Annotated in this window: 7 protein-coding genes; 1 reads left to right on the top strand and 6 read right to left on the bottom strand. The window is 41.2% G+C overall.

Annotated elements, in window-relative coordinates; all coding sequences use genetic code 11:
- Positions 1 to 4 precede the first annotated feature (4 nt).
- The 6 genes from D9O48_RS10320 to D9O48_RS10295 all read right to left on the bottom strand — a co-directional run bounded on the left by D9O48_RS10320 (position 5) and on the right by D9O48_RS10295 (position 11,252).
- Positions 5 to 1,807 carry an ATP-binding protein gene (locus tag D9O48_RS10320; protein WP_126972891.1) on the bottom strand — a complete coding sequence of 601 codons (1,803 nt, stop codon included), beginning with the start codon at positions 1,805 to 1,807 and terminating at the stop codon, positions 5 to 7.
- Positions 1,808 to 1,810: 3 nt separating this feature from the next.
- Positions 1,811 to 3,127, bottom strand: a complete 1,317-nt coding sequence (locus tag D9O48_RS10315; protein ID WP_126972890.1) for a hypothetical protein — start codon at positions 3,125 to 3,127, stop codon at positions 1,811 to 1,813.
- Between the two features lie 50 nt (positions 3,128 to 3,177).
- Positions 3,178 to 6,912 carry an AAA family ATPase gene (locus D9O48_RS10310; protein WP_126972889.1) on the bottom strand — a complete coding sequence of 1,245 codons (3,735 nt, stop codon included), beginning with the start codon at positions 6,910 to 6,912 and terminating at the stop codon, positions 3,178 to 3,180.
- Positions 6,909 to 8,159, bottom strand: coding sequence for an exonuclease SbcCD subunit D C-terminal domain-containing protein (locus tag D9O48_RS10305; protein ID WP_126972888.1), 1,251 nt, complete (start codon positions 8,157 to 8,159; stop codon positions 6,909 to 6,911). Before D9O48_RS10305 ends, D9O48_RS10310 begins: the two co-directional genes overlap by 4 nt.
- Positions 8,160 to 8,477: 318 nt before the next feature.
- Complete coding sequence (locus D9O48_RS10300) at positions 8,478 to 8,993, bottom strand: hypothetical protein (RefSeq protein WP_126972887.1); 516 nt, start codon at positions 8,991 to 8,993, stop codon at positions 8,478 to 8,480.
- 570 nt (positions 8,994 to 9,563) lie between these two features.
- On the bottom strand, positions 9,564 to 11,252 hold the full coding sequence (locus D9O48_RS10295) for an RluA family pseudouridine synthase (RefSeq protein WP_233589229.1): 1,689 nt from the start codon (positions 11,250 to 11,252) through the stop codon (positions 9,564 to 9,566).
- 274 nt (positions 11,253 to 11,526) lie between these two features.
- On the opposite strand from D9O48_RS10295, the gene rmuC reads away from it, so the two are divergent.
- Positions 11,527 to 13,062 carry a DNA recombination protein RmuC gene (rmuC, locus tag D9O48_RS10290; RefSeq protein ID WP_199750550.1) on the top strand — a complete coding sequence of 512 codons (1,536 nt, stop codon included), beginning with the start codon at positions 11,527 to 11,529 and terminating at the stop codon, positions 13,060 to 13,062.
- Positions 13,063 to 13,121: the final 59 nt, after the last annotated feature.

Below are 13,121 nucleotides of genomic sequence, written 5' to 3'. Positions count from 1 at the left end.
TGGATTATTTTTTATCTTCTTCTTTTTCCACATCCTCTTTTTTCCATCTTTTAATAATATTATCAAAACTCAACTCCTTCCAGTCCTTTTGCCATTCATCCTGAAACTTTACAGATTGTGACTTAGGTTGCGGATCTGGCATATCCAGTTTGACTACAGAGGGTATCAAGGCAGCGTCTCCTACAATTAAACATTCACCTGAACCAAGATTAGGTAAAATGTCTGCTATTGCATTTGAATTCTCCGGCATTAGGGCCTTCACATAATTTTGATCATTTACATTAGTCAGTCTGAGTGAAATGAAATTGTTGCATTGCGAAAAAATAGTTTCGGATACCTCGGATGGTCGTTGACTTACTACCATTAGACTTAACCCATATTTTCGCCCTTCTTTTGCTATCCGTTCTATTGATTTCTTCGAGGCCTTATATTCTACACCTCCGGTTTTAGGAATATAATTGTGAGCTTCTTCACAAACAATCATAAATGGTATGTCGTTTTGCTCGTCTTTCAGATGTTTGATTTTAGAATAGTGAAAGGCAAAATCAAAAACCAGACGGGAAATTAAACTTACGGTTATACTTAATACTTCGAATGGTATGCCGCTCAAGTCTATTATTGTGACATTGGCTTTGTCAAGATATCCCAAAAATTGTTTCAGAATATCTCCGAAGTCTTCTGTTTTATAGAAACTCCCGCCTTTTTTTTGTGGGTTTAAAATGAAGTTTAATCTTTTATCTGATAGCTTCGTTTCTAGTCGAGAGATAAATCTATCGAATTCGCCATTAAATCCACCTGCTTTTGATACTTTAACACCAAGCTTCTCATGTTTGCTATTTCCAGTAGACTCCTCAAAATTAAGAACTTCCCAAAGTCTGTCAGGATTAGATTCAATTTTGGTTTCATCCAATGTAGCGAAATATGTCTTACCCCCTTCGGTGAAAATAGTTAAGCTGTTTATATTTTGTATATAGTTAAATACCTCCTTTATATCGAAAAATACAGGAGTATCATAATTAACCTTATCTTTCAGTGACGGGTTATGTTTTTCTTTATTCAGAATAACAGCTTTTTTGAACTGCGAGACCTGATTATGATGATTATTTTCATTCCCCTCAATGAATAATGTTTCTAATTCTTCTGAACTCATCAACCAATATGGAAGTTTTAAAGTATCCACATCAAGAGTATTGAGATTAAACTTTTCTTCTTTTTTCAGGCTGAACGCCGATTTGTATTCGGAGTGAATGTCGAATATAATGATGTGTGCATTTTTTTGTTTTGCAGTATTTTTATTCTTTTGCGTATTAATACCAACGGCATCTTGTAAGATTTTAGCTACCGTACATGATTTACCGGAACCTGTAGATCCTACCAAGGCAACATGTTTGCCAAATAGTTTATTGGCATCGATTTTAAAATCAATACTCTTATTCTGTACTAGCTTACCGAAAGGAAAATTAAAATCCTTATTGGAATTATAAATCAACTTAATGGTTTCTTCATCAACCATATATGCTGGCTCGGTCGGACTAGGTATAAGAGTACTGCCACGATGAAATTCATCATTTTCTATATATCCAATTGGTTGTGTTTGAATAAAAAACTTTAATTCCGATCCATTATCGGCTGAGTTAGATTTAATATTTTGAATGACAGCTACAACCTTATTTAAATTTCCTTCCGAAATTTCCAAGTACTTTCCTATTTGAAATCCTTTCTTATTTCTTTCAAAAACCTTTTCATCTCTTACTTCAATAAGTATAGAATCTGGAGAGCTTTCTAATACTTTGCCTATTTCTTCCATGCTTTATATAGTTTTAGTTAATGATAACAGATATCTAATTTCGTTAAATTCAGAAGTCTTTATTTTTTCTATATTACAGGTTACTTGTTCTTCAAATGGAAATTTTTTATCGGAGATAAGTAATAAATCGTCAAAATCCTCCTTTGTTAGAACTGTTTCAAAATCATTATCATGATTACATAACTTCATGTTGAATTCAACATTACCCCCGTCTTTAAATGATTTCATAGGTTCTCTTAAAAAATGATTTATGTCAAATACTCCAGCCACAATCCCTCGCTCTACACGCATTTTTTTTGTATTTAGAGCCGCCCATATTTTATTTAAAGTTCCTTCATTACATATCAAACTAAATACAGGACATTGATGTAACCTAATCTTGTTGTTGTATTTGTCTATATATTCTTTCATCAACATAGGAATTTTATCTTCAGAACCAGACAGGTAATGAGTATCTAATACGATAGCTCTTTTCCTTGTATTTTCCTGTAAAATGTTATATAATTGTTTTCTTCTTTGGGTCAATAGCTTTTCGTAACTTTGCAACTCTTTTGTCCATCTGCTAATAGCGGTTTTCTTTTTCTTCCTAAGCTCATTTAAAAAGGCTGTCTTCTTTATCTTGCGTTTGTTTTCTTCATGCTGAATACTCAGTTCGGCTATTGTATGTATAGCGTTTGGGTAAAAGATTTCAGTTACATCTTCTGTTGTAAATCCTTCGCTGGAAAGACATACGATGACCGTCTTCTCTGTATCGGCCAGCGATGCCCCAAACTCGATAGTAAAACGCTTTAAAAATTCATTACCTCCCTTAAAGCCACTGAGTTCAGTAATGTATGTTTTTAAATCCACGGCTTTCGATTCCAGTATTGAATCCAATTCCTCTTTGGTGAGAACTTTATTTGAACCGACCGTTTCATTCGGGAAATGTGCATGAAGCCGATATTTAATATTGGCGGTCGGATTTTTCTTGTAATGGCAGAGCATCTGTAATACTGGCTTGTAAATAGTAGACAGAGTAAACTTTTGCTTGCTCTCGTGATACTTACATTGGATTGCTTCCTGACCTGTTGGGGTCGTTATATCAATGTCTTCTATTATTCCTTCAACAGTAATTTCCTCATCATTAACCGAAACTAACAGCTTGTGAAATGTTACGATAAACTGATAGATAAATCCTTGGATAGTATAATCTGCCGTTCTGGTACTCATGATTTTTATTTTTTGAATACAAAATTTTCTTGCGTGAGGGATAGCAGCGGAAAGCCCACAGCGTAGCGAGGACTTGCAGCGGATAGCCCGACCCGAAGGGGCACGCCCCATAAATAATTTGTTTTGTTGTTTTGGTTCAGGTGCATTGTTTTTATATTGTTTTAAACGCCAATTACTTCCACTTTGCTTTTCCCACTCTGCTGCTTACTCACCTTAATCTGCACCGGTATCCGTTCCGTCATTTCCTGCACATGCGATATCACACCCACCTTACGCCCCTGGTTGTGCAGGCGTTCCAATGCATCCATCGCAATATTCAGCGTAGTAGGGTCGAGGGAGCCAAAGCCTTCGTCAATAAACAAAGACTCCACCTGCATGCTGCTGCTGGACAGCGAGGCCAGCCCTAATGCCAATGCCAGCGAAGCCAGGAAGGATTCGCCACCCGAGAGGGAAAACACGGTACGCACTTCATTGCCCATATCCTGGTCTATCACCTGCAGGCCCAGGGTATTGGGTATGCGCTGCAGCAGGTAGCGGTTGCTGAGCATGCCCAGGTGTACATTGGCATAACTGAGCAGTACATCCAGCGTATATTCCTGCGCTATGAGCCGGAATTTTTTGCCATCTGCCGAGCCAATGATATCGTTGAGCTTTGCCCAGTTTTCTGTAATCAGCCACTGGGTCTCTATGATAGCCAGCAGGTCGCCGATCTTTTGCTTGTTGGCCAGGTCCTGCTGCAGTTGGAAACCTATCTCGTTTTTTTGCTGTACCTGTTGTTGCAGGTTTGTTTTTACGTTGGTTAGCAATTCATTTAACTCTTCGGCATTTCGCTCTGAAAGCCGCTGCTCTTGATGCTTCTGCAGTTGCGTGGTACGTTCCTGCAATACCGATTGCGCTTTTGTAATGGTATCAGCTATCGTTTTTAATTCGGTACGTTCTGTTTCTATCCAGTCGCTGCTATACGCCAGCAATTGTAATAACCGCTCTTCGTCTACTACCGGGTTATTGCGGCTATTGAATGCAGCAATCCAGTCCTGTATTTTTTGATGGAAGGTTCCGGCCTGTTGCTGCAACAACAGTATATCCTTTTCGGCCTGCTCTTTTTGTGTGGCTGTACGGGTAAGGTTTGTTTGCAACAGCTCCCTGTCTGCCTTTATTTTGTCCACCGCCTGCTGTGCTGCTGTTACGGCTTGTTTTAAATGCTGTTCTATAATTGCGGCAGCCTCGCCGTTAAAGATGGCTTTCCGCTTTTGTGTAAGGGAATCCTGTTGTTCCTTCGCAGCCTTCAGTGCGGCTTGCTTCTTTTCTACTTCCACTGAAGCGTTTTGTAGCTGACCACTTGTGGCTTCCAATGTTGCCGTTAGTACGCTGTGCTGCCGGGCATCTCTTTCCAACTTTTGAATAGTGGCGTTCCATTGTTCGGTGAATTCGCTGATGCGCTGCACGAATGCCGCAGCATCATTTTTCCAATGCGTAAACCAACCAGGCGTGGTAAAATAAGCAGACAAGCTTTGCTCTATGGTGGCCAATGCCTCGTTGTGCTTCTGCTGTTCTTTATGGTATTGCGCGGCTTGTTCCTGCAGAGATTGGAGGCGCCGGTCTGTGTCTTTTACGGTATTGCTGTTTTCATGCTGTTGCCGTTCCAGGTCATTTGTTTTTTGCTGCAGTGCATCCAGTTCCTGTTTTTTTGCAGCATATAATTGTATTTGCTGTTGCAGGTGTTTTTGCTGTGCTTTCGCATCTTGTAATTGCTGTGCCAGCCAGGTGGCTTTTTGCTCATCGGGTATTTCAGCAGCATGCGGGTAGATGGCAAAACTTTCCCAGGTTTTTTGATGCGCTGCCAATGCCGTTTTTTTTGTACCTGTTTCCTGCTCCTGCAAGGCGATGGTTTCTGTTAGCCCTTTGATGGTTTCCTGCAAACTGCTTTCTGTTTGCAGGCAGGTGGTATATGCTTTATCATTTTGCTGGTGTGCCGCTTTCAGCTCTGCCAGCACATGATTCAATTGCGGCTGTTCGGTAACATAGGGATGCGCTGTGCTGCCACAAACGGGGCAGGGTTCTTCGGGTATTAGCTGTGAGCGCAGGGAGGCTACATTTTCCGCAGCAGCAAGGCGTGCTTTATCCAACATACGCAGTGATGCATCCCGCTCTGCGGCAGCAATCACCACTTGCGCTGAGGCCTGTGCCAGTAAGGGTGTTGTACTGTTTAATTCGCTTTTATGCTCAGCTAGTTTTTGTTTTATTATATTAAGGTCTGCCTCGCTGTGGGATACTATTTTCCACTGCGCTTCTGCCGCAACCATGTCCTCTATGCGGGAGTCTATAGCTGCCTTTTCCTTTTCTGCAGTTGCAACAGGTATTTCCGCCAATGCTTGCGATGCTGCGGTATGCAGTTCCTCCTCTGCCTGTAATTGTTGTGCAATAGTTCCTGATGTTGCTTCCAGGTTAGCTTTTGCCTGCTGTGCTTCGGCTATAGCTGTTTGTGTACGTTTCAGCTCCGGCAACAACGATTGTGCAGCATCCAGCAGCGCCTGTGCATCGTCCAGCTTTGCGCTGATGAGGCCGTAGTTTTCGGCAATGGGCTGCCGGGTGCTATTGTCTGCCTTCCATTGTTGTGATTGCGTAATGGAAGCCAGTAACTGCACGGATTGTTGCTGTTGTTCCTGTAATTGTTGCTCCAGTTGCTGCTCGGTTTCTTCAACCGTTTTTACCTCTGTTGCTGCCTGGGTTACCTGTAGTGCTTTTTCTTTGATTTGTACATCCAACGCCCTTGCTTCTTCCAGGTGCGGTAGCGCTGCTTCCTGTTTCTGTATAGCGGCGGCCAATGTTTCTTTTGCGGTTTGCAATTGCTTATCCAATTCTTCCTGCTGCTGTTGCAGGCTATCAAGCGTTGTCTGTAAATCTTGCAACGATGCAGTTTTTTCGGCCAGTTGCTTTTCCGCCGCCTGTTGTCCCTCCACCCATGCCCTGGTAGCCTGCACTTGTTCCACCTGCTTTAATTGTTGCTCACGGCCTGCGGCATTTTGTTTGGCCTCTATGGCCTGTGCCTGTGTTGTATATGCGGCATTCACACTACTTTGTAACACCCCAAGCTGGGTATGCCATGCAATTTCATTGGTTAACGCTTCTGCTTCTTTTTCCTGTATAGCTATGCTTTGTTCCAGTATTACTTTTTGTTGCTCCAGCTCTTCCAATTCTTCTGCTGTCAATGTGGTAACGCCTTCCCGTTTTAGGTTTAAATCTTCCAATTCTCTTTTTTCTTTACTGTAATTGACAAATATCTGTTTAGATATTTCAGAATAAATACGGGTTCCCGTAAGCTTTTCCAGCAGGGCCGATTTTTCGTCTTTAGCTGCTTTTAAAAATGCCGTAAAGTCGCCCTGGGCCAGCAGCACGGAACGGGTAAATTGTTCGAAATTCAAGCCTACCAGTCGTTCTATGGTTTCCAGCACTTCATTTTTCCTTCCGGGAATATCCGTATTGGTATCGATGTTTTTTAAGCCAATGCTATATTGCTGCAGGCTTCCCTCGGCTTTATCCCTTGCTCTTCGCGCCCGCCAGGTGGCCCTGTAGCGTTGCCCATCCACGCCTGCAAAATCTACTTCGGCAAATCCTTCGCCGGTACCGTCTCTTAATATGCCCCGTACATCGCCCTGGCTTATAGCACTTCCCTGAGCATCCGTTATTTCAATCCCGGATTCTTTGGCCTGCAGGTACCGGGGCGTCTTGCCATATAAAGCGAGGCAGAGCGCATCCAGGATAGTAGATTTACCGGCACCGGTAGGACCGGTAATAGCAAAGATGCCTGCGGAGGATAAAGGCTCCTGCGTGAAATCAATTTCGGTTATCCCTTCCAGCGAGGCCAGGTTTTTGATGCGGATGCTCAGGATTTTCATTCAGCTACCGTTTGCGCCACCTCCTGGGTTGCCTGGTTAAATAATTGGAGCAGCTCTGCCGGAACGGCATTGTTATATTTAGCCTGGTACACTTTCGCAAACACATCCTGCGGTTGTAGTTCCCGGAGATTGTCTTCCGAAACGGTTGCTGTTGTATTGCCGGCATCAGCAGCCACAGGGTATTTCACATCTATTTTTGCCAGGCGCACATTTTTGCCGCTTAGGGCTGTTTCTATCTTGTGGCGCAGCCCGGGTTCGGGCCCATCCAGCAGCACCCGTACTTCCAGGTAGGGCGCTGATTGGAGATCGCTACCTGCTGCGGGCAATTGTTGTAATGCATTGATTACTTCGGTAAGTGTACTATGCACCGAGGGCACTCTTTTCAATGGTACCGATATGGGTACTTCAATAGCTTTCAGATTGCTGATACCTTGTTCTTCCAGGTCGAACACAATGACCTGGTGTTTATAGTTGAGTTCTGAAAACGACATGGGGAGCGGGCTGCCGCAATACCGGATATGATCTTTACCGCCAATGCGCTGGGCCTTGTGAATATGTCCCAGGGCCACATAGCGAATATTTTCATGGAAAGCCATTGCGCCAATACATTCCACGCCACCCATGATGGCACGTTCGACGGATTGATCGACATCGGTCATATCGGTTTGCTGAGCATGTAAGTGTCCCATACAAATAATGGGTTGATTGGCCTGCTTATTAGCACAGGTAGAATTGTAAGCCTCAGCATAAAATGCGGCAACCCCTGCTGAATAAGAGTTCCCTGCTTCAGCAATAACAGGATAATCGCCCATGCGCAGAAAAGGAACGGCCAGGCACCAGGCCTTAGTCGTTCCATCTTTATCCTTCAGCGGGATGATGAGTTTAGCATAGTCAATGCTACCATCCTCCTTTTTCTCTACCAAACCAATGATATGTATGTTGGATGATTCAAGCAAGGGTTTGGGTGATTCCAGGCGTGCTGCCGAATCGTGATTTCCTGCTGTGATCACTATTTGCAAATTCAGATTGCCTTTAACCGCATTGTTCAGAAAACTATAAAACATTTTAACAGATGACGCTGAAGGATTGGACAAATCGAATACATCCCCACTGATGAGCAGAACATCTATCTGCTCACTTATAAGCGTTTCCAGCAGCCAATCTAAAAACTGGTGGTGTTCATATGTGCGGTCATACTCATGAAAGAGTTGACCAATGTGCCAGTCGGCAGTATGGAGAACTTTCATTGGCACAATCATTTAGACAATTATGTTTATACCCGTTCCGGGTTTGTTCAAAGGCTTTACAAATTTCAGAATACACTGTGGCAACATCACAGAACATTATCATTTATTCATCTTAGTGATATCATGTCACCATTATTTAATAAGATATAAATTTTCTCAAACACTAACGAACATATCTTTATAGAAAATATAAAAATTGACAAATGTCATCTATTTGGTCATTCCTAATACTACTTTCGTGTTACTGTCATAGTTACAAAATACTAATGTCTGAACCCAAAAGAGTTTATAATTCATTATATAAATGATATCACAATGTTATTTTACAGATTTTAATACCGCTATAAATTGCTCAAACTCCCCTTTACTCATAAAGACCAGCGAATCATTACTATACTTATCTAACTGAATAAAATACGCCCATTCACCTTTACTCGAAAAAGATCCGGCTTTAAATCCTTCTTTACTAGTGAACTGAAACTCAGTATAAATTTCTCCCGGAGCATCCATCTTTAGAACAAAATTTGAAGATTTTATAATCTCCTCTATCTCGTCGAGATCAAGAAAGCAAGAACTTTCAGAAGTAGAATATGATTTAACTACTGAGGTTTTAATTTTAACTCCGGTAAGTTTTACTTTAGTAAGAACATCAGTAAGTACCAATTTGTCTATTGAAATTTTTTTTACTGATCCTAGAGGAAAAAACTCTTTTTGAATCATACTGCCTGTTTTCAAAGAGAAGTTCTGAATTTTGGATTTATCAGAGGTTGTCTTTTCCTGTGAATAAATATTGGTAGAAACTAAAATTAAAATAGCAAATATTAAGTACTTCATAAATATGTTTTTAGGATTAGCGAAGATGAGTTCATTACATAATGCAGATAAAGTATAAATATAGAATAAGTGTTAATGGAATATTTACGGGTTACCGTAATTACTCTAAAACATTTCCAGGAGTAAAATACTTTTACTAATCAAAGAAAATAGTAAAAATAGATATGCACGAAGTAATACGCTACTATAGAAGAAATATTAATGCGTAAAAGAGGATTAGTAGCCTAATTTCTAAATGATAAATAGTATTTGAGAGCACTTTTTCATCATTAAGAACATTAAGGCTGCAAGAGTGGAGAAGGGAGAATTGAGAGAGGAAAATGAAATTACTTTCGGGGTTTGATTATAAATCTGAAGCTGGCTATATCTTTTATGACTGCAATGTAAACATGAAGGGAATGAAGAAATGAAGCCGATAACGGTCTGAAGGGAATGAAGGGGGAAGTAACTTCGTTACTTTGGGAACAAATCCTCTGGCGGATCAGTGGTGGATGTCTCATCCACCACATACTGGAAAGAACTTAATTCCTTAATGGTGAATAACCAGTCTTTCTGATTTACAAACACTCGTTAAAACCCACTCTCAACCTCAAATTTCATTAGTTTCTTCGTTTTAGGATGTATAAACTCAAGATAAGCCGCATGCAGGTACATTCGTTCGGCAGCAGTGCCATAAAGGTCATCACCAACAATAGGCGCGTTTAAGCCGAATTCGTGCGCAGCGTGCATTCGCAGTTGGTGTGTTCTGCCGGTAAGTGGCCAGAAATCAATTCTGGTAGTGGAATCATAACGCTCCGCCACCTTCCATTTCGTCACACTTTTTTTGCCGGTTTGAAAACATACAATCTGCCTCGGACGGTTTAGCAGATCAGCCGCTAGCGGAAGCGTAATTTCTCCTTCGTTTTCATGTATCACTTTTGAAAGCAATGCCGTGTAACGTTTGCTGACAGTGCGTTGTAAAAATTGTCGTTGGATGTGTTTGTGCACTTGCGTGTTTTTGGCAATCACCAGCAAACCGGAAGTATCCATATCCAACCGGTGAATCATCAACGGCTCGGTGTTTTGCAGCGTATCTTTTAAACGGGTATAAACTGAATCTTTAATGTTTACACCCGGAACAGAACGTAATCCTGCCGGTTTGTTCACCACCACCAGACTTTCATCCTCATAAACAATTTCAAGCGGTGCGATAGCGGTTGCATCCTGCAATAAAGGATTTTCATCTACCGGTATCCCCTCCAGCATATGTGCCAGAATTGGTTTGCACTTGCCGGTACAGGATGGGTAAAACTGCCGGTGTTTACGGATCTCCGATTTCGGTGAAGCTCCCCACCAGAACTCCGCCATGGCAACAGGAGTGTATTGATGCCTGAATGCATACTGCAATAACTTGGGCATCGCACATTCACCTGCTGCAGAAGGCGGTCTGCCTAATGGTGTTGCGCTGAATATCTCGTGTAAACTTTTAGTTTGCCCGGCTTTATTCAAAAAAACATATTGATCAAAAAGCTGTTGTTGTAATATGGCAGATCTTTCCTTCCGTTCATTTTTCAATGCTTCAATATCAGCTTCATATACGGCTAATTTTGTACGGATGTCTTCGAGTGTCTCCTCCCAATTAGCAGTGAGTTTTCTGAGCAGCCGTTTATCGTATAAACTTTGTGCGATGAGATGGGCTTCTTCAGTTTCATACGCTTCCTGACACAGGTTTTTGCTGAGGGTTGCTCTAAGATGTTTACGATGATCTTTATTGGCTTTTAACTGATTTTTCAGTTCATTTATCTCCTGTATCGATTGAGCGGATAAACGTTCAACATCCCGGCTCAGGCGCTGATAAGATTCGTTTTCGGTGAGCTCTTTTACCCGGGCATTCAGTGCATTGATAACATGTACGCCTTTAAGAAAAAAACTGCCTTCCTCCAGCATATCAAATACCGGTGGAACAAATGTTGGATGATGATTGGAGTCGGCCAGTTTACCCGAAAAAGCTGACAAATAGCCTAACCGGCCGTTCGTATCCTGTACGACCAGTACACCAAACATTTTGCCGATAACAGTACCTTCCTGGCCGGGAATGAGCCCAAAGTTATGATCGGATCTGGTTTGTGTTTCAAGGTATTGTTGTAGTTGGGCAGCAGCCAGCTTTGCCAGTGGATGCGGCTCATAATAAAAAGGAAAAGTAAACCGTTCGGGTAATGCGATATCCCTGATTAAAGCTTCCGGAAAATAAGAAATCATGCTATGACGAAGGTCTGCCAACTTTTTTGGTTTATTTAGCTGCAAAATTATCGTTTCTGCTTCAATAGGATGAAAAAATAACAAAATAGATTGTTACAATGATAGGATGTATTCTTTTTCCTGTGGTACGGATTGAATGTTACAGCGTAAATTTATAGTACGGTTTTCCGTACTTTTAACCTGTTTCCGGTAATTATCTTACAGAACATTATCATTCACTTCTTGTTACTATATTATGATTGAAATATTATTATATATCATTTTGATTTTATTGGTAATTAATTTGCTTTTTTCTGTGATCAGAAAGAATCAACCGGCACAAGTTACGCAGGATTTATATCAGCTCGAACACCGGTTAAGAAGCGAGTTTGCCAGCAATCGTGAAGAAAGTCAACGTTCTTTTCAGCATAACCGTGAGGAGCTCAATCATTCTATTTTAAATTTTGGAAAAAATGTTTCTGAGAATATAACCACTCTTTCTGCTCTGCAGCAACAACAACTTGAATCCTTCTCTCAAAAAATTCAGCAGTTTGTTACTTCCAATGAAGAAAAAATAGAAAAGTTAATTGCCTCTAACGAAACCAAGCAAAATCAGTTCAAAGAATTAGTGAGCGTTACTCTTGGAGAAAACAGAGATGAAAATATCCGTTCAATAAAAACAATCAGAACGGAGATCTCGGAATCACTCAAATCTTTTCAGGATGTTTTCATTCAAAATGTAAGGGAATTTAATGAATTGCAACGGCAAAAGTTTGGTGATATGCAGCTGCGTCATGATCAGTTAAAAACGGATCTTGATGCAAAACTTGAAAAAGTTCGTGAAACTGTAGAGATGAAACTGAGTCATATTCAGCAGGAAAATGCTAAAAAGCTGGAAGAAATGCGACAAACAGTGGATGAAAAATTACAATCCACCGTTGAAAAACGGTTCAACGATTCCTTCAAGCTAATCAGCGACCGGCTGGAGTTGGTTCATAAAGGGCTGGGAGAAATGCAGACGCTGGCAACAGGTGTCGGCGACCTTAAAAAAGTATTATCGAATGTTAAAACACGCGGCAGCCTTGGTGAGATACAATTAGGGGCTATCCTGGAAGAAATGTTCTCTCCCGAACAGTATGAATACAATGCCCTTGTGGTAACGGGTAGTCAGGAAAGAGTGGAATACGTTATAAAACTTCCCGGAAAAAATGAAGACAATAAACCATTATTGTTACCTATTGATTCGAAATTTCCTAATGAAGATTATCAACGCTTATTGGAAGCATATGACAGAGCCGGAAATATGGATGCTAAAGAATTGGAAAGTATCGGCCGGCAATTTGAAAATGCAGTGAAAAAAAGTGCAAAAGATATCAGAGATAAATATATTCATCCGCCGGTTACCACCGATTTTGGAATTATGTTCGTTCCTACTGAAGGTTTGTACGCAGAAATTCTTAGAAGAACCGGTTTGTTTGAAAGTTTACGGAAAGACTTTAAAGTAACAGTAGTTGGTCCAACAAACCTGGTAGCTTTTCTGAATAGCCTGCAGATGGGCTTCAGAACCCTGGCGATAGAAAAACGGTCGAGTGAAGTGTGGGAAGTGCTGGGTGCAGTTAAAAGTGACTTTGGTAAGTTTGGTGATATATTGGAAAAAACAAAAAAGAAACTACAGGAAGCTACCAATACGATTGATAAAGCCGGGGTAAGAACCCGTGCAATTGAACGGCAATTACGTAAAGTACAGGAATTGCCGCAAGAGCAGGCAACTGCACTCATTGGTGATTCGTTGAACGATGAAGTGAATCAGATCATGGACGAGGCCACCGACGCTACTCAGGATAATGAGTGATGTTTATAGATAAGATGTTAACACCCGGCATAAGCCGGGTGTTTTTATATCCGGGAAAA

Source organism: Gynurincola endophyticus, from assembly GCF_003991195.1.
GTDB classification, from domain to species: Bacteria; Bacteroidota; Bacteroidia; order Chitinophagales; family Chitinophagaceae; genus Gynurincola; species Gynurincola endophyticus.
The sequence above is the reverse complement of the archived record's forward strand: the minus strand, read 5'-3'. Positions and strand labels throughout refer to the sequence as shown.